This window comes from Pseudaquabacterium rugosum (assembly GCF_038066575.1).
Classification (GTDB): Bacteria; Pseudomonadota; Gammaproteobacteria; order Burkholderiales; family Burkholderiaceae_C; genus Pseudaquabacterium; species Pseudaquabacterium rugosum.
Map to the genome: position 1 here is coordinate 1 of NZ_JBBUTF010000002.1, position 18,541 is coordinate 18,541.

General features: G+C 63.9%; 10 protein-coding genes, 2 tRNA genes and 3 rRNA genes. 9 read left to right on the forward strand and 6 right to left on the reverse strand.

Annotated elements, in window-relative coordinates; genetic code table 11:
* Positions 1 to 339: 339 nt before the first annotated feature.
* From AACH11_RS00595 to rrf, 5 genes are all read left to right on the forward strand, one after another.
* Positions 340 to 1,868: ribosomal RNA gene (locus AACH11_RS00595) — 16S ribosomal RNA — on the forward strand.
* A gap of 166 nt (positions 1,869 to 2,034) precedes the next feature.
* Positions 2,035 to 2,111, forward strand: a tRNA-Ile gene (locus tag AACH11_RS00600).
* Positions 2,112 to 2,160: 49 nt separating this feature from the next.
* Positions 2,161 to 2,236, forward strand: a tRNA-Ala gene (locus AACH11_RS00605).
* 340 nt (positions 2,237 to 2,576) lie between these two features.
* Positions 2,577 to 5,454: ribosomal RNA gene (locus AACH11_RS00610) — 23S ribosomal RNA — on the forward strand.
* 173 nt (positions 5,455 to 5,627) lie between these two features.
* Positions 5,628 to 5,740 (forward strand): 5S ribosomal RNA (rrf, locus tag AACH11_RS00615).
* Together the 16S, 23S and 5S rRNA genes with 2 tRNA genes alongside form the textbook arrangement of a ribosomal RNA operon.
* A gap of 113 nt (positions 5,741 to 5,853) precedes the next feature.
* Here rrf and AACH11_RS00620 read toward each other — a convergent pair.
* Positions 5,854 to 7,344, reverse strand: coding sequence for an AMP nucleosidase (locus tag AACH11_RS00620; protein WP_341372627.1), 1,491 nt, complete (start codon positions 7,342 to 7,344; stop codon positions 5,854 to 5,856).
* Positions 7,345 to 7,941: 597 nt separating this feature from the next.
* On the opposite strand from AACH11_RS00620, the gene AACH11_RS00625 reads away from it, so the two are divergent.
* Entirely contained in the window at positions 7,942 to 8,709 is a 768-nt protein-coding gene (locus tag AACH11_RS00625) for a type III pantothenate kinase (RefSeq protein WP_341372255.1), read from the forward strand.
* Between the two features lie 70 nt (positions 8,710 to 8,779).
* Here the strand turns inward: AACH11_RS00625 and hslU are convergent, their stop codons facing one another.
* The 5 genes from hslU to AACH11_RS00650 form a co-directional block, all read right to left on the reverse strand.
* Positions 8,780 to 10,117, reverse strand: a complete 1,338-nt coding sequence (gene hslU, locus AACH11_RS00630) for an ATP-dependent protease ATPase subunit HslU (RefSeq protein ID WP_341372256.1) — start codon at positions 10,115 to 10,117, stop codon at positions 8,780 to 8,782.
* A gap of 54 nt (positions 10,118 to 10,171) precedes the next feature.
* The gene (hslV, locus tag AACH11_RS00635) at positions 10,172 to 10,720 is read right to left on the reverse strand and encodes an ATP-dependent protease subunit HslV (RefSeq protein WP_341372257.1); all 549 of its coding nucleotides are present in this window, start codon (positions 10,718 to 10,720) and stop codon (positions 10,172 to 10,174) included.
* Positions 10,721 to 10,770: 50 nt separating this feature from the next.
* On the reverse strand, positions 10,771 to 12,642 hold the full coding sequence (locus tag AACH11_RS00640; RefSeq protein WP_341372258.1) for a hypothetical protein: 1,872 nt from the start codon (positions 12,640 to 12,642) through the stop codon (positions 10,771 to 10,773).
* A gap of 78 nt (positions 12,643 to 12,720) precedes the next feature.
* Positions 12,721 to 13,338: an RNA polymerase-binding protein DksA gene (gene dksA / locus AACH11_RS00645; protein ID WP_341372259.1), complete on the reverse strand. Its 618-nt coding sequence runs from the start codon at positions 13,336 to 13,338 to the stop codon at positions 12,721 to 12,723.
* Positions 13,339 to 13,513: 175 nt separating this feature from the next.
* The gene (locus AACH11_RS00650; RefSeq protein ID WP_341372260.1) at positions 13,514 to 14,593 is read right to left on the reverse strand and encodes a CobW family GTP-binding protein; all 1,080 of its coding nucleotides are present in this window, start codon (positions 14,591 to 14,593) and stop codon (positions 13,514 to 13,516) included.
* A gap of 227 nt (positions 14,594 to 14,820) precedes the next feature.
* Here AACH11_RS00650 and AACH11_RS00655 point away from each other — a divergent pair, with 227 nt between their 5' ends.
* From AACH11_RS00655 to glyQ, 3 genes are all read left to right on the forward strand, one after another.
* Complete coding sequence (locus AACH11_RS00655; protein WP_423228669.1) at positions 14,821 to 15,702, forward strand: HlyC/CorC family transporter; 882 nt, start codon at positions 14,821 to 14,823, stop codon at positions 15,700 to 15,702.
* A gap of 80 nt (positions 15,703 to 15,782) precedes the next feature.
* On the forward strand, positions 15,783 to 17,387 hold the full coding sequence (gene lnt / locus AACH11_RS00660; protein ID WP_341372261.1) for an apolipoprotein N-acyltransferase: 1,605 nt from the start codon (positions 15,783 to 15,785) through the stop codon (positions 17,385 to 17,387).
* Between the two features lie 183 nt (positions 17,388 to 17,570).
* Positions 17,571 to 18,536 (forward strand): glycine--tRNA ligase subunit alpha, encoded by a 966-nt coding sequence (glyQ, locus tag AACH11_RS00665; protein ID WP_341372262.1) that lies wholly within the window; start codon positions 17,571 to 17,573, stop codon positions 18,534 to 18,536.
* The last annotated feature ends 5 nt before the right edge of the window (positions 18,537 to 18,541 follow it).

An 18,541-nucleotide genomic window follows, 5' to 3' on the forward strand; every position in this document is an offset into this window, starting at 1 on the left:
ATCCCGAACAGGACCGTGAAACGCCTCTGCGCCGATGATAGTGCGGATTCCCGTGTGAAAGTAGGACATCGTCAGGCTAATATCAGCGAAAAAACGCCGGACAATGTCCGGCGTTTTCTTCTCTAAAGAGTGTGATCAAGAGAATTGATTGCAGTCTTTAGCGAAAGCTGAATCAGCGCTGGTTTTGATCAGTGCAGCTCTTTAAAAATACACAGCCGATAAGCGTGGGCGTTTGAAGGCGGAAGCCAAGCTGGAGTCGAAAGACGAAAGCAGGTCTCTTGGACCTTAAACGCTCATGGAAGTGAAGTTCACTTCAATTCTTTGAGCAAATTCAAGATCGAACTGAAGAGTTTGATCCTGGCTCAGATTGAACGCTGGCGGCATGCCTTACACATGCAAGTCGAACGGTAACGCGGGGCAACCTGGCGACGAGTGGCGAACGGGTGAGTAACGCATCGGAACGTGCCCAGTAGTGGGGGATAGCCCGGCGAAAGCCGGATTAATACCGCATACGACCTACGGGTGAAAGGGGGGGATCGCAAGACCTCTCGCTATTGGAGCGGCCGATGTCAGATTAGGTAGTTGGTGGGGTAAAGGCCTACCAAGCCGACGATCTGTAGCTGGTCTGAGAGGACGACCAGCCACACTGGGACTGAGACACGGCCCAGACTCCTACGGGAGGCAGCAGTGGGGAATTTTGGACAATGGGCGAAAGCCTGATCCAGCCATGCCGCGTGCGGGAAGAAGGCCTTCGGGTTGTAAACCGCTTTTGTCAGGGAAGAAATCTTCTGGGTTAATACCTCGGGAGGATGACGGTACCTGAAGAATAAGCACCGGCTAACTACGTGCCAGCAGCCGCGGTAATACGTAGGGTGCAAGCGTTAATCGGAATTACTGGGCGTAAAGCGTGCGCAGGCGGTTTTGTAAGACAGAGGTGAAATCCCCGGGCTCAACCTGGGAACTGCCTTTGTGACTGCAAGGCTTGAGTGCGGCAGAGGGGGATGGAATTCCGCGTGTAGCAGTGAAATGCGTAGATATGCGGAGGAACACCGATGGCGAAGGCAATCCCCTGGGCCTGCACTGACGCTCATGCACGAAAGCGTGGGGAGCAAACAGGATTAGATACCCTGGTAGTCCACGCCCTAAACGATGTCAACTGGTTGTTGGACGGCTTGCTGTTCAGTAACGTAGCTAACGCGTGAAGTTGACCGCCTGGGGAGTACGGCCGCAAGGTTGAAACTCAAAGGAATTGACGGGGACCCGCACAAGCGGTGGATGATGTGGTTTAATTCGATGCAACGCGAAAAACCTTACCTACCCTTGACATGGCAGGAATCCTGAAGAGATTTGGGAGTGCTCGAAAGAGAACCTGCACACAGGTGCTGCATGGCCGTCGTCAGCTCGTGTCGTGAGATGTTGGGTTAAGTCCCGCAACGAGCGCAACCCTTGTCATTAGTTGCTACGAAAGGGCACTCTAATGAGACTGCCGGTGACAAACCGGAGGAAGGTGGGGATGACGTCAGGTCCTCATGGCCCTTATGGGTAGGGCTACACACGTCATACAATGGCCGGTACAGAGGGCTGCCAACCCGCGAGGGGGAGCCAATCCCAGAAAACCGGTCGTAGTCCGGATCGCAGTCTGCAACTCGACTGCGTGAAGTCGGAATCGCTAGTAATCGCGGATCAGCTTGCCGCGGTGAATACGTTCCCGGGTCTTGTACACACCGCCCGTCACACCATGGGAGCGGGTTCTGCCAGAAGTAGTTAGCCTAACCGCAAGGAGGGCGATTACCACGGCAGGGTTCGTGACTGGGGTGAAGTCGTAACAAGGTAGCCGTATCGGAAGGTGCGGCTGGATCACCTCCTTTCTGGAAAATGCTTCCAAATTCTTGCGCCCACACTTATCGGCTGTGTTGAAAAGACAGCAACAAGGAAGTGGAGCGTAGAGCCTGGTGAGCGTCGTTCAAGCGATGGCACGGACAGTGCTGTACGTGCGACACAGCAGACTTCGCGCTTGGTTCCCAAGAAATGCGAGGGTCTGTAGCTCAGTCGGTTAGAGCACCGTCTTGATAAGGCGGGGGTCGTTGGTTCGAATCCAACCAGACCCACCAACCATTTCGCACCGGATCAAGCGTGGCTTGATCCTGCAAGGTGTACGAAGGGGGATTAGCTCAGCTGGGAGAGCACCTGCTTTGCAAGCAGGGGGTCGTCGGTTCGATCCCGTCATCCTCCACCAATCGTTGCATGCATCGCCTGGCCTACAGGGGCTTCAGCGGTGCCGACTGACGCGAGCATCGAGTTCAGCACTCGGTGCTCGCGTCAGTCGTCGACATCAGTCGGCTGTCTGTTCTTTAACAATTCATAGAGTCGAATCAGCGTTGTCGATGGAAAGCTTGGAAGTTTCGACTTTCAAGCACCGTGCCATCGGCAACTTTTGATTGCGTCAACAGACTTCAACATGCATGCGGCTGCGTCAAGCAGCTGGCAGCAGCGTTTGAAGAACGGCATAACGCGTACTACTCAAAGAAGTGTCCTTGACCGATTCTTCGAAGAAATTCGAGGCGTCAAAATTATAGGGTCAAGTGACTAAGTGCATGTGGTGGATGCCTTGGCGATTACAGGCGATGAAGGACGTGATAGCCTGCGATAAGCTTCGGGGAGCTGGCAAATTAGCTTTGATCCGGAGATTTCCGAATGGGGAAACCCACCCGCAAGGGTATCAATCACTGAATACATAGGTGATTGAAGCGAACCAGGGGAACTGAAACATCTCAGTACCTTGAGGAAAAGACATCAACCGAGATTCCGAAAGTAGTGGCGAGCGAAATCGGAAGAGCCTGCGCAAGATAGCCATCGATTCATCAAAACGGCATGGAAAGGCCGACCAAAGAGGGTGATAGTCCCGTATGGAAAAAGTCGGTGGTGGTACTAGGTGCGGAACAAGTAGGGCGGGGCACGTGAAACCTTGTCTGAACATGGGGGGACCATCCTCCAAGGCTAAATACTCGTAATCGACCGATAGCGAACAAGTACCGTGAGGGAAAGGCGAAAAGAACCCCGGGAGGGGAGTGAAATAGATCCTGAAACCGCATGCATACAAAAAGTCGGAGCCTCGAAAGGGGTGACGGCGTACCTTTTGTATAATGGGTCAGCGACTTACATTCAGTGGCAAGGTTAACCGAATAGGGGAGCCGTAGAGAAATCGAGTCCGAATAGGGCGTTTGAGTCGCTGGGTGTAGACCCGAAACCAGGTGATCTATCCATGGCCAGGATGAAGGTGCGGTAACACGCACTGGAGGTCCGAACCGACTAGTGTTGCAAAACTAGCGGATGAGCTGTGGATAGGGGTGAAAGGCTAAACAAACCTGGAGATAGCTGGTTCTCTCCGAAAACTATTTAGGTAGTGCCTCAAGTATTACCATCGGGGGTAGAGCACTGTTTAGGCTAGGGGGTCATGGCGACTTACCAAACCTTGGCAAACTCCGAATACCGATGAGTACAGCTTGGGAGACAGTGCACCGGGTGCTAACGTCCGGACACAAGAGGGAAACAACCCAGACCGCCAGCTAAGGTCCCTAATATTGGCTAAGTGGGAAACGAAGTGGGAAGGCTAAAACAGTCAGGATGTTGGCTTAGAAGCAGCCACCATTTAAAGAAAGCGTAATAGCTCACTGATCGAGTCGTCCTGCGCGGAAGATGTAACGGGGCTAAGCCAGTAACCGAAGCTGCGGGTGCATCGCAAGATGCGCGGTAGGAGAGCGTTCTGTAAGCCTGTGAAGGCAGATCGTGAGGTCTGCTGGAGGTATCAGAAGTGCGAATGCTGACATGAGTAGCGTTAAAGGGGGTGAAAAGCCCCCTCGCCGTAAGCGCAAGGTTTCCTACGCAACGTTCATCGGCGTAGGGTGAGTCGGCCCCTAAGGCGAGGCAGAGATGCGTAGCTGATGGGAAACAGGTCAATATTCCTGTACCGATCTACAGTGCGATGTGGGGACGGAGAAGGTTAGCTCAGCCGGGTGTTGGATGTCCCGGTTCAAGCCTGTAGTCGTGCCTGGTAGGCAAATCCGCCGGGCTTAGATGAGGGGTGATAACGAGACGGCTTGCCGTCGAAGTGAGTAATACCCTGCTTCCAGGAAAAGCCACTAAGCTTCAGCTGTAGACGACCGTACCGCAAACCGACACTGGTGCGCGTGATGAGTATTCTCAGGCGCTTGAGAGAACTCTGGAGAAGGAACTCGGCAAATTGACACCGTAACTTCGGAAGAAGGTGTGCCTTTAGTAGGTGAACCATTGACTTGGGGAGCCCAATGAGGCCGCAGAGAATCGGTGGCTGCGACTGTTTAATAAAAACACAGCACTCTGCAAAGACGAAAGTCGACGTATAGGGTGTGACGCCTGCCCGGTGCTGGAAGATTAAATGATGGGGTGCAAGCTCTTGACTGAAGTCCCAGTAAACGGCGGCCGTAACTATAACGGTCCTAAGGTAGCGAAATTCCTTGTCGGGTAAGTTCCGACCTGCACGAATGGCGTAACGATGGCCACACTGTCTCCTCCAGAGACTCAGCGAAGTTGAAATGTTTGTGATGATGCAATCTCCCCGCGGAAAGACGGAAAGACCCCATGAACCTTTACTGTAGCTTTACATTGGACTTTGAACAGATCTGTGTAGGATAGGTGGGAGGCTTTGAAACCAGGATGCTAGTTCTGGTGGAGCCGACGTTGAAATACCACCCTGGTGTGTTTGAGGTTCTAACCTTGGCCCGTTATCCGGGTTGGGGACAGTGTATGGTGGGCAGTTTGACTGGGGCGGTCTCCTCCTAAAGCGTAACGGAGGAGTTCGAAGGTACGCTAAGCACGGTCGGAAATCGTGCGTATAGTGCATAGGCAAAAGCGTGCTTGACTGCGAGACTGACAAGTCGAGCAGGTAGGAAACTAGGACTAAGTGATCCGGTGGTTCTGTATGGAAGGGCCATCGCTCAACGGATAAAAGGTACTCTGGGGATAACAGGCTGATACCGCCCAAGAGTTCATATCGACGGCGGTGTTTGGCACCTCGATGTCGGCTCATCTCATCCTGGGGCTGTAGCCGGTCCCAAGGGTATGGCTGTTCGCCATTTAAAGAGGTACGTGAGCTGGGTTTAAAACGTCGTGAGACAGTTTGGTCCCTATCTTCCGTGGGCGCTGCAAGATTGAGAGAGCCTGCTCCTAGTACGAGAGGACCGGAGTGGACGCACCGCTGGTGTATCGGTTGTCATGCCAATGGCATTGCCGAGTAGCTAAGTGCGGAAGAGATAACCGCTGAAAGCATCTAAGCGGGAAACTCGTCTCAAGATGAGTCTTGCCGGGGCCTTGAGCCCCCTGAAGAGTCGTTCAAGACCAGGACGTTGATAGGCTGGGTGTGGAAGCGCAGTAATGCGTTAAGCTAACCAGTACTAATTGCTCGTGAGGCTTGACCCTATAATTTTGACGACAAGGCACTTGCCAAGGTCGTAAGCGTTATGCTAGACTGGCGGACTTGACTGATCGTGATCGATCAATGTCAAGCCGACGCAATCAAGACTGATTCGTCTCTGTGAATTGGCCCGGGCTGGCCAGCGCCACAAGCGCACCAGCTCAGGCAACAAGTTAAGCCTGATGACCATAGCGAGGCGGTCCCACTCCTTCCCATCCCGAACAGGACCGTGAAACGCCTCTGCGCCGATGATAGTGCGGATTCCCGTGTGAAAGTAGGACATCGTCAGGCTAATATCAGCGAAAAAACGCCGGACAATGTCCGGCGTTTTCTTTCGTCTGTACGTTGGCTGCGCTTTTGAATGTGATGCTGCCTGCCGGATAGTGATATCCGGCAGGCATTGTTCATTGAAATGCGACTTCGTCGAAGCTTCGTAGCTTACGGCTGTGCAACTGGTCCAGGCGGCGCTCCCTCAGCAGTTCGATGGCTCGCATGCCGATGCGCAGATGTTGGTCAACGCGTTCTCTGTAGAACGCGTTCGCCATGCCGGGCAGCTTGATTTCTCCGTGCAAGGGCTTGTCGCTCACGCAAAGTAGCGTTCCATATGGCACGCGGAATCTGAATCCGTTCGCCGCCAGCGTCGCGCTTTCCATGTCGAGTGCGATTGCCCGGCTTTGGCTGAATCGGCGCTCAGGGCCCGGATGGGGCAGCAGTTCCCAGTTCCTGTTGTCCGTTGAGGCCACCGTTCCTGTGCGCAGAATCCGCTTCAAATCGTGCCCTTGCAGCTGGGTCACGTTTGCGACAGCTTGCTCCAGCGCCACCTGTACTTCGGCCAGCGGCGGAATGGGGACCCACAACGGCAGTTCCTCATCCAGAACATGGTCCTCCCGCACATAGCCGTGCGCCAGAACGTAGTCGCCGAGTTGCTGTGTGTTGCGCAAGCCTGCGCAGTGACCCAGCATCAACCAAGCGTGTGGACGCAGGACGGCAATGTGATCCGATATGTTTTTTGCATTCGCAGGCCCGACGCCGATGTTGACCATCGTGATGCCGCTTCGGTCTGGCCGCATGAGGTGGTAGGCCGGCATCTGGGGTAGACGTGCAGGCGCAGTTCCTGTTTCGTCGCCCGCTTCGATCGGCAAGCCCCGTCGACGTGTGACGACATTTCCTGGTTCCACGAATGCGCAGTAGCCGTGGCCGTCGTCATCCCGTTGCATCAGTTCATGAGCCAACCGGACAAATTCGTCAATATAAAACTGGTAATTGGTGAACAGGACAAAGTTCTGAAACCGCTCAGGCGCCGTCCCCGTGTAGTGGCGCAGTCGTTGCAGCGAGTAGTCAACCCGTGGTGCGGTGAACAGTGCCAAGGGGTGCGGCTCTTGCCGATCAGGATCATGGGTGCCGTTGGCAATGCCGTCGTCCATCGCGGCCAGATCCGGCAGGTCGAAGTATTGGCGCATCAGCGCTTTGCGCTGCGGATCCATTTCTCCCTCGACGTGAGTATGCTCCGCGAACGAAAAATGAATCGGTATTGGCTGGCGACTCATCCCGACCTCGATCGGCCCGCCATGGTTGCGCAAGAGCAGATCAAACTGCTCCCGGTAGTAGTCGCTGAAGAGGTCCGGTCGTGTCAGCGTGGTCTCGTAGGTTCCTCGACCAGCCACGAATCCGTAACTCAGCCGGGAGTCGACCGGTAACGCGGAGTCGACGTGCAAGCGCACGAACGGATAACACGCGCGGATCCGTTGTTCCGGATCACGGCCGGCAACGAATTCGCCGAGGCTCTGCCGCAGGTGCGCGATGCCCGTGTCATAAATGGTCCGGGCGTGAGCCAGAGCCAAATCGGCATCGAAGAAGCTCTGGGTGGTGATCAGGGTCGTCGACGAAGGGTGCATGGCCCATTCTGACAGCAGCGCCTTGTTGGAAGACAAGACCGTACAGCCCCGGTGTCTGTTTGTGCAGGTGTGCTGGTAACCTCCTGACAATCCGAGCTTTCCGTGGCGGCGCGGTCCGCTTCAGGTCTGCGATCTGCGGCCGACGGCAGCCTGCCGGGACGGATCTCCACGGCGGAGGCCCGTGATCCGCAACGATTTGACGCCCGACGTCGTGCAAGACTTCGATGAGTTGGACGAGCCACGCAATCAGGCCCGGCTTTTTGCCGTACCCGCTGAGAAAGTTGCTGCTGGCAGCGTCGTGTGCGCTTTCGGCCGATACCGTGAACTTGGGGGATGTGGCCGAATGAGGGGACTTCACGCTGCCGAGTCGGCGGCCTTGCCTCGGCGCTGGATGACGGCGCTGTGTTCGCGCCTGTTGTGGGCCCGTATCGCGATGACCGGCCCGTCGCTGAACGGCGCCACCGCCGACGCGGTGCCACGGGGCCCTTACAGTATGCGGTTGGGGCACGGCGCAATCGATGGGACATCGTCTGCTTGGTGGGGCATCGCGCCCAGAGCATCCATGCGCTGCACCGATCCTGTCCGAACTGAACCCGCATGAGCTTTCTGGCCATCGACATCGGCAACACCCGCCTGAAATGGGCGCTGTACGCCACAGCCCGCCCGGGTGCTGAACTGCTGGCGCAAGGCGCCGTCTTCCTCGAGAACATCGAGGTGCTGGCCGACAGCGAATGGCGGCATTTGCGCCCGCCCGAGGCCGTGCTCGGCTGCAATGTGGCTGGCGATGCGGTGAGGCGTCGCGTCGAGGAGCAGCTCGAGCTCTGGGATCTCGAGCCGCGCTGGGTCGTGAGCAGCAGCCTGGCCGGCGGCGTCGTCAACGGCTACGACCATCCCGGGCGGCTGGGAACGGACCGTTTCGTGGCCCAGATCGGTGCCCGCCACCATGTGCTTCGGCGCGGACGGCCTTGCCCGGCGCTGGTGGTGATGGTCGGCACGGCGGTCACCGTGGACGCCCAGGACGCCGACGGCCGCTTTCTCGGGGGGCTGATCCTGCCGGGCCACGGCATCATGCTGCGGGCGCTCGAGAGCGGCACCGCCGGCCTGCGGGTGCCCACCGGCGAGGTGGTGATGTTCCCGGCCAACACCAGCGACGCGTTGACCAGCGGCGGGACCTACGCGATCACCGGCGCCATCGAGCGCATGTACCGCCATCTGCTGCAGCGCTGCGGAGCGCCACCCTTGACGCTGATGACCGGCGGTGCGGGCTGGAAGGTCGGGCCGGCGCTCGACCTGCCGCACGAACTGGTCGACACGCTGATCTTCGACGGTCTGCTGACGCTGCAGTCCACCCGCTTGGCGCCCTGAGGGCGCCGGGCGCCATGGCTGGCCGGCGTGATCCGGCCTGACGCCCGCCACCGGCGCCGCGCCCCCGCGCTCAGAGAATGAAGCGCGACAGGTCCTCGTTGCCGGCGACCACCGCCAGCTTGTCCTGCACCATCGCGGCGTCGATGGTCAGTGTCTCGCCCTGACGGCGCGGGGCGTCAAAGCTGATGTCGTCGAGCAGGCGCTCGAGGACCGTCGACAGCCGCCGTGCACCGATGTTCTCGGTCCGCTCGTTGACCTGGTGGGCGATCTGCGCCAGCGCACGAACCGCCTCCGGGCTGAAGACCAGCCCCACCCCTTCCGTGGCCAGCAAGGCCTGGTACTGGCTGAGCAGATTGGCGTGCGTGCTGGCCAGAATGGCCTCGAAGTCATCGACGCTCAAGGACGACAGCTCGACCCGGATCGGAAAGCGGCCCTGCAACTCCGGGATCAGATCGCTGGGGCGCGACAGATGGAAGGCGCCGGAGGCGATGAACAGCATGTGGTCGGTGCGCACCATGCCGTGCTTGGTGCTGACCGTCGTGCCCTCGACCAGGGGCAGCAGGTCGCGCTGGACGCCCTGGCGGCTGACCTCGCCACCGTGGGCGCCGTCGCTGCGGGTCGTCACCTTGTCGATCTCGTCGATGAAGACGATGCCGTTCTGTTCCGCGGCGGTGACGGCCCGTGTGCGGATCTCGTCCTCGTTGACGAGCTTGCCCGCTTCTTCATCGGTCAGCTGCTGCAGGGCCACGGCGATGCGCAGCTTGCGCGTGCTGCGCTTGGCCGCACCCATCTGGCTGAACAGGCCCTTGAGCTGCTCGGCCATCTCCTCCATGCCCGGCGGGGTCATGATGTCGACGTTCGCCCGGGCGTCCGGCAGGTCCAGCTCGACTTCCTTGTCGTCCAGAGCGCCTTCCCGCAGACGCTTGCGCATGATCTGCCGCGCGCTGTTCCCGTCCCGGCCTTCGGTCTCGCCCGTGCTGCCGAAGCCGCTGCGCGGCGGCGGGACCAGGATGTCGAGCAGGCGCTCTTCAGCGGCCTCTTCCGCGCGCAGCCGGTTGCGCCGCACGGCGGCTTCACGTTCCTGCTTGACGGCGATGTCGACCAGGTCCCGGATGATGGTGTCGACGTCCTTGCCGACATAGCCGACCTCGGTGAACTTGGTCGCCTCGACCTTGATGAAGGGCGCGTCGGCCAGCTTGGCCAGTCGGCGGGCGATCTCGGTCTTGCCCACGCCGGTGGGGCCGATCATCAGGATGTTCTTCGGCGTGATCTCGACGCGCAGCTTCTCGTCGACCTGCTGGCGACGCCAGCGGTTGCGCAGCGCGATGGCCACGGCGCGCTTGGCGTCGTGCTGGCCGACGATGTGGCGGTCGAGTTCGGAGACGATCTCCTGGGGGGTCATCGACATCGGATGGGGCGCTGGGCGCAGAGGGACCGGAGGCGGGTGAGCGGCGATGGCCGTTCAGTCCAGCGTCTCGATCGTGTGGTTCTGGTTGGTGTAGATGCAGAGGTCGCCGGCGATCACCAGGCTTTGCTTGACGACCTCGGCCGCGCTGAGGGCCGTGTGGTCGATCAGTGCCCGCGCAGCGGCCTGCGCATAGGCGCCGCCGGAGCCGATCGAGACGATGCCGGCCTCGGGTTCGAGGACGTCGCCGTTGCCGGTGATGATCAGGCTCGTCTGCCGGTCGGCGACGGCCAGCATGGCCTCGAGCCGGCGCAGCACACGGTCGGTGCGCCAGTCCTTGGTCAGCTCGATGGCGGCGCGCTGGAGATGGCCCTGGTGCTTTTCCAGCTTGGCCTCGAAGCGCTCGAACAGCGTGAAGGCGTCAGCCGTGGCGCCGGCGAAACCGGCCAGGACCTGGTCCCGGAACAGCTTGCGGACCTTGCGCGCACTGGCCTTGACGACGATGTGGCCGAGGGTGACCTGGCCGTCGCCGCCGAGCGCGACCTGCCAGCCCTGGGGCGTGCGGCGTCGCACGCTGACGATGGTGGTGCCGTGGTAGGGTTCCATAGAACCGCGGCAGATGGGGATGGCCGGCCGGGCTTTCAAGCCCGGTCGTCTCACTGTCGCTGGACCTGGACCCGGGCGTGCTCGTTGATGCCCATCGCGCTGAAGAACAGCGCCACCAGCCGGTGCGTGTCGACGAAGCTGACACTGCGCTGCTCGCCGCGGCGGGCCAGCACCCAGTTCAGCAGATCACCGGCGGCGATGAAGTCCACGCGCACCAGCCGTGCGCAGGACACCTGGATCAGCGTCGAGGCGCCGATGCGCTGGTCGATGCGGGTCAGCAGGGCGCTGATGTCGCCGGCGAGCTGGCCGTCCAACTCGACACTGACGATCGGGGTCAGCTCTTCCAGCCGCGATTCCGGGAAGCTGGTGCTGGTCCCGTCGCTCAGCAGCGAGGCCGGCGCCTGCGTCGGCGTCCCGCCGGCACCGGTGACGGTCCGCACCTTGCACTGCGCATGCGCCCACGACGGCGGCGACACCTCGTAGGTCACGCAATAGTCGATCGCGGTCTCGTCGAACTGGTCCGGCCGGTTGATCAGCCGCAGCACTTCGAGCCGGGCCATCCAGTAGGCCTGCGCGGCGTCGCGGACGCCCGTCGGCGAGACGGCCTGCAGGACCTGCAGCAGGCGGTCGGTGTCCTGCCAGCGCATCTCCAGGCGCTGACCGGCCCATTGGCGCAACAACACGGCCAGCGCGTCGGCTGCATCGAGGGTCACGTGGCGCAGGGCGGACCAGTCCAGGCCCCAGGGCAGCGGCAGCTGCAGCGTGCCGGCGCGCAGGCGCTGCACGGCGTCCGCGTCCAGCGTCTCGGGACAGCTCCAGCTGCCGTCGGCACTGACCGCCCGCGGCACGGCGGGTCGTTCGCCGACCTGCTCGCTGAGCAGCTGCGGCAGCGAGAACCACTGTGGCGCCGAGCGTCCGAACAGCGCGGCGTAGTCCATGGCCAGAGGCTCGAAGCGCTCCAGCTGGCCGGTGGCCCGATAGAGATCGAACAGCACATGCCAGGTCTCGGCGTGGCCGTGTCGCGGCCCGCCCTGGCGCAGCAGCCGCTCCAGCGACTGCTGGCAGCTGTCGAAGTCCGCGTTGGCGAAGGCCATCACCGCTTCGTCCAGGTCCGGATCATGGATGATCTCGTTGACCTCGACGGCCCCCGCGGGCAGCGGGGGCGGGGTCGCGGCCGACAAGGCCATCGCGCCACCGCTGACCATCGGCAAGCCGCCCAGATCCATCTCCAGCGGCGGCAGATCCGTCATGGGCGCGGTGTCGGCGCCGAGGGGGGGGACGCCCTCGAGCATCCCCAGCGACTCCAGCGTCGGAATCGCGATCGCCGCCATCGGGGCGTCGATGCCGCGCGGGGTATCGAGCGGCATCGGCTCGGTCGGGGCCATCGCGGACGACAGCACGACCGCCGGCTCGGTCGGCGCATTCGAGAAGTCGGTGACCGGGCCTAGGCTCGGCAATGAGGGCGGGCCGGCATCCGGCGCCGGTCCGGCCGCCGGCGCGAGTGGCCGCCGCGGCGTCGGTCGCACGATCTCGCTGCCGCGCGGAATGCCGCTGGCCCCATCGCCGACCATCTGCTGTTCGATCTCGTCGATCTTGGCCTTGACGCCGCCATCGGCGCGCACGATCGACGGCTCGGAGGCACGCACCTCCGAGTCGCTCATCTTCGAGGAGCCCCCGAGGGCGGCCAGCTGTTCGGGTGACAGGCCTTCGCGCCGCAGCCGGCGCAGCATGTCGAACTCCCGCTTGCGCACGAAGTCGTTGCGCCGCTTGCGCTCGACCATCGCCTTGAGCTCGGAGCGTTCGGCGTCGTTCGGGTCATCGCCGCGTGCGGCGCCCAGGTCGTTCCAGTCGGTGGCCGGGTTGGCCACGAAGCGCACGACCTTGCGGAAGAACCCGCCTCCGCTTTCTTTCGAGTCCGCCATGGGCCTGCTTGTGCTGGCGCCGCTGCTGGCCGGCGCCTGTGGATGCGTGCTGCTACGGGTGTGCGGGCGATGTCAGGTTCAGTCGCCGAACATCTTCTGCTTGAGCTCGCGGCGCTGTTGGGCCTCGAGCGACAGCGTGGCGGTCGGACGGGCCAGCAGTCGACCGAGGCCGATCGGCTCGCCGGTCTCGTCGCAGAAGCCGTAGTCGCCACTGTCGATGCGCACCAGCGACTGCGAGATCTTCTTCAGCAGCTTGCGCTCCCGGTCGCGGGTGCGCAGCTCGAGGGCGTGTTCTTCCTCGATCGTGGCGCGGTCGGCCGGATCGGGAACGATGGTGGTGTCCTCGCGCAGATGTTCGGTCGTTTCGCCGGCGTTCGACAGCAGATCGTCCTTGAGCGCCTGCAGGCGGGTGCGGAAGAACTCCAACTGCTTGTCGTTCATGTACTCGGCCTCGGGCATGGCCAGCAGTTCCGCCTCGCTCAGGTCTCGTCCTGCCTTGGTCTTCCAGGCGTTGGCCAGCTTCGGGTCAGCCTTGTGCACGGTCTTGATGGGTTCTATGGGTTCGGGAAAGGCCCGAGCGGGTGGTCGGGGCGGGGAGAAGCGCTCTGTGAAACGGTTGCCGGGCGCGGGAGCGGCCGCGGAACGGGCTGCTGCCCCCGACTCGGGGACAGGAGGCTTGGCCGGTGTCTTGCTCACGTCGGAACTCCTCGCGAAGTCGGGCCGCCGGCACTCGGGGCGCGGTGGCGCCCCATGCGTTTGGCCGTTTGAAGGCGCGCGGATTGTAGCCACGCGGCCGATGGGGTCGCCGCCCTTGTTCGACCAAGCCGTGACCTGTGTCGGATCGGCGCCACCTCGGCCCCCGCCGTCAGGCTCAGACCAGGCAGCCCTGCAGGCCCTGCAGCAGGATCTCGCGCGGCAGATCGATGCCGATGAAGACCATCTTGCTCTGTTTCTTCTCGCCCGGCATCCACTTCGGGCCCAGGTCCGAGCCCATCAGCTGGTGCACGCCCTGGAACACCACCTTGCGCTCGCTGCCCTTCATGTAGAGCACGCCCTTGTAGCGCAGCATGCTGGGGCCGTAGACCTGCACCACGGAGCCGAGGAAATCTTCCAGCTTGTTCGGGCTGAAGGGCTTGTCGGCGCGGAAGACGAAGCTCTTGACGTCGTCGTCGTGGTGATGGTGGTGCGGGTGGTCGCAGGCTTCGCCCGGTCCGTGGTCATGGCCGCAGTCGTGGCCGTCATGCCCGTGGTCATGGGTGTGCGCAGGTGCATGCGCATGGGCATGGCCTTCTTCGAGGAAGGCCGGGTCGATCTCGAGCTTGGCGTTGAGGTTGAAGCCCTTGAGGTCGAACACACTGGCGATCGGCACCTCGCCGAAGTGCACGCGATGCTGCGGCGCGCGCGGGTTCATGTGCTTGAGGCGATGCACCAGCGCCTCGATGGCCGCCGGCTCGCACAGATCGGTCTTGCTGATGAAGATCTGGTCGGCGAAGCCGACCTGGCGCCGGGCTTCCTGACGGGTGTCGAGCTGGGCCTGGGCGTGCTTGGCGTCGACCAGGGTCAGGATCGAGTCGAGCAGGTAGCTCTCGGCGATCTCGTCGTCCATGAAGAAGGTCTGGGCGACGGGGCCCGGGTCGGCCAGACCGGTGGTCTCGATGACGACCCGGTCGAAGTGCAGCTCGCCCTTGCGGCGCTTGGCCGCCAGCTCCGACAGCGTGGTGCGCAGATCCTCTCGGATCGTGCAGCAGACGCAGCCGTTGCTCATCTGGATGATCTGCTCCTCGGTCTCGACGCGCAGGATGTCGTTGTCGATGTTCTCCTCGCCGAACTCGTTCTCGATCACGGCGATCTTCTGGCCGTGCGATTCGCTGAGCACGCGCTTGAGCAGCGTGGTCTTGCCGGCCCCCAGGAAGCCGGTGAGGATGGTGGCGGGGATCAGTCCTTGGGACATGCAGGCTCCGGATGGCGCCGCGGCCAGGGAGCCGGGGTCGCCGAAAAGAATCTTGGAAGAGGGGGGCGATGGCGTCCGAGCGGTCGCCGCCGGCGGGCGGGCGGACGCGTCGGCGGACCGCAACGCCCGAGCATGCCCGATGTCGGGGTGCCGGTCTGCATTGCAATGGCTGAGTCCCGCCCGGGGCTTGGGGTATTCTCCGCCCAACGCCACTAGCCACCCGTCCGGTGTCCGAACCTCCGTCTTCACGCGCCGGCGCATCCCGTCCGGCGTCGCCCGCGCCGGCTGCCGCCGATCGCCGCAGTCTGTTCGATCGCGTGGTCGAGTTCCTGTCCCCCGGTCCGGACTCGCGTGACGAGCTGATCGAGACCCTGGCCGAGGCCGAGGAGCGCGAACTGATCGCGCCCGAGTCGCGGGCCATGCTCGAAGGCGTGCTGCGCATGGCGGACATGACCGCCGGCGACGTCATGGTCGCCGCCCCGCGCATGGACCTGCTCGACATCGACGCGCCCTATGACGGCATGCTGGCGGCGGTGATCGCGACGGGCCACTCGCGCTTTCCGGTACACGAGGGTGCCCGCGACAACATCATCGGCATCCTGCTCGCCAAGGACCTGCTGAAACTGCAGCGGTCGCCCGACCTCAACCTGCGCACCTTGCTGCGGCCGGCGGTCTTCGTGCCGGAGAGCAAGGGCCTGAACGAGCTGCTGCGCGATTTCCGCGCCAACCGCAACCATCTGGCCATCGTCATCGACGAGTTCGGCAACACCGCCGGCCTGCTGACGATCGAGGACGTGCTCGAACAGATCGTCGGCGAGATCGAGGACGAGTTCGACGACGCGACCACCGATGCCGAGCAGGGCATCGTCAGCCTGGCCGACGGCACCTGGCGGGTGGCCGGCGATGCCGACATTCCCGATGTCAACCGCGTGTTCGGTCTGGAATTGCCGGCCGATGGCTTCGACACCATCGGCGGCCTGGTGGCGCATGAGCTGGGCCATGTGCCGCGCCGCGGTGAACAGGTGCAGCTGGCCGGGCTGGCCCTGACCGTGCTGCTGACGCGCGGCGGTGCCGTGCGCTGGTTCAAGGTCCGGACGGCGGCGGCCTGATGCCGTTCGCCCGGTTCCCGCGGGCCGCCCGGAGCGACCCGGCGGGTGAGCCATCGCCCGCGCGGGCCCTGCATCCGCGGATGGCCCTGCTGTGGGCCGCGGTCAGCGGGGCCGCGATGAACCTGGCGCTCGCGCCCTTCGACGCCTGGTGGTTGCAAGCCCCGCTGCTGGCGGTCCTGGGCCTGTTGTGCGGGCTGGCCTCGCCCGCGGCCGTGCTGCGGCCGGGGCAGGTGGCCGCACGGGCCTGGATGTTCGGTCTGGGCTGGTTCGGTGCCGGATGGTGGTGGCTGTTCATCAGCCTGCACCGCTACGGGCAGATGCCGGCGGTGCTGGCGGGGCTGTCGGTGGCCTTGCTGGCGGCCGCGATGGCGCTCTATCCCGCGCTGGCGCTGGCCGGCTGGGCGCGCTGGCATGCGGCCAGCACGTCCGCGTGGCGGCGCGTGGCGGCCTGGGTCGCCTGGTGGACGCTGGCCGAGTTGGCCCGCGGCAGCTGGTTCGGCGGCTTTCCCTGGAGCGCCCTCGGTTATGCGCACACGCTCGGACCGCTGGCCGCCTGGGCGCCGTGGACCGGGGTCTACGGGGCCGGGGCCGTCGCCTGTGCCGTCGGCGGCGCGCTGGCGGTGGCCGTGGCCGCGGTCGTGCGCGGGCGGCGGTCCTCGGCCGGCCGCGGTGCGGCGCGCTTCGCCGTGCCCTGCGCGGCGCTGGCCGTCGCCCTGGGGCTCGCGCTGATCGGCCGGCTTCTGCCGCAGGACTTCAGCCGGCCCGCGGGGCGTCTGAGCGTCAGCCTGATCCAGACCGCCGTGCGCCAGGACGAGAAGTTCGATGCCGAGCACCTCGTCGGCCACATGGACACGCTGCTGCGCGATGTGGCCGCCGCCCGGGGCACGCTGGTCGTCACGCCCGAGTCGGCGGTGCCGCTGCCGCACGGCATGGTCGATCCGGCCTGGTGGCGGCTGTTGCGCCAGGCGGTCCGGCAGCGGCCGGAGCGCGCGGCGCTGGTCGGCGTCTTCCTCGGTGACGAGTCGCGTGGCTACACCAACTCGATGATCGGCGTGTCAACGGCCGATGACCCGGCGCGGGGCGAGGCCCAGGTCTACCGCTACGGCAAGCGCCATCTGCTGCCCTTCGGCGAATCGATCCCGCCGGGCTTCGGCTGGTTCGTGCGGGCGCTGGCCATTCCGCTGGACAGCCAGCAGCACGGCGACAGCGAGGCGGTCTATGTCGCTGGCGGCCAGCGCCTGCGGCCGCTGATCTGCTACGAGGATCTGTTCGGCGAGGAGATCGCGGTCGCCGCGGCGGTCGACGAGGGCGATCCGCGCGCGGCCACGGTCTTCGTCAACGCCAGCAACCTGGCCTGGTTCGGCCGCTGGATGGTGCAGGACCAGCACCTGCAGTTCTCGCGCATGCGGGCGCTGGAGTTCCAGCGGCCCGTGGTGCGGGCGACCAACACCGGCGCCACGGCCGTGGTCGATCACCGCGGCCGGGTCACGGCGCGCCTGCCGCCCGAGGTGGCGGGCGTGCTGGAGACCACGGTCGACGGCCGCACCGGCACCACGCCCTATGCCCGCTGGGTGCATGCGGCCGGCGGGCTGTGGCCGCTGTGGGCGGCCTGTGCCGGGCTGCTGGCGCTGTCCTTGATCGGCGACAGGCGCCGCCCGACGTCGCGCCGCAGGGCCGCTGGCTAGAATCCGGCGCTTGCCTCGGACCCGGGCGGTCGCGCGGGCATGCCCGCCGCCGCGGGAGCCCTGCCGGCCGCGGAGCCGGTTCATCCTGCGGCGTGCCGCATGTCCTGTGCGCCCCGTCACCGGCGCCGGGCGCCCGCGCACCGCGGCGCCCGCACCGAGCGCCCACGCTGACGTCCTCGCACCATGCTCACCTTCCAGCACATCATCCTGCGCCTGCAGTCCTACTGGGACCAACAGGGCTGCGCCCTGCTGCAGCCCTACGACATGGAGGTCGGTGCCGGCACCAGCCACACCGCCACCTTCCTGCGCGCGCTCGGCCCCGAGCCCTGGAAGGCCGCCTACGTGCAGCCCAGCCGCCGCCCCAAGGACGGCCGCTACGGCCAGAACCCGAACCGCCTGCAGCACTACTACCAGTTCCAGGTCGTGCTCAAGCCCGCGCCGGCCAACATCCTGGAGCTCTACCTCGGCTCGCTGGAAGCCCTCGGCTTCGACCTCAAGAAGAACGACGTGCGCTTCGTCGAGGACGACTGGGAGAACCCGACGCTGGGCGCCTGGGGCCTGGGCTGGGAGGTCTGGCTCAACGGCATGGAGGTGACGCAGTTCACCTACTTCCAGCAGGTCGGCGGCATCGACTGCAAGCCCGCCACCGGCGAGATCACCTACGGCCTGGAACGGCTGGCGATGTACCTGCAGGGCGTCGAGAACGTCTACGACCTGGTCTACGCGCCCGGCATCAGCTACGGCGACGTGTTCCACCAGAACGAGGTCGAGCAGTCGACCTACAACTTCGAGCACAGCAACGTCGAGTTCCTGCTCACCGCCTTCACCGCGCACGAGGGCAATGCCCAGCACCTGATTGCGCAGCAGCTGGCGCTGCCGGCCTACGAGCAGGTGCTCAAGGCCGCCCACACCTTCAACCTGCTGGACGCCCGCGGCGCCATCAGCGTGACCGAGCGCGCGGCCTACATCGGCCGCATCCGCAACCTGGCCCGGGCCGTGGCCGCCGCCTATCTGGACAGCCGCAAGCGCCTGGGCTTCCCGATGGCCCCGCGCGCCTGGGCCGAGGAAGTGACCGCCAAGCTGGACGCCGAGGCCGCCAAGGCCGCCGCCCGCGACGCCGCCAAGAACGACGCCAACCCGACGGCCTGAAGCCC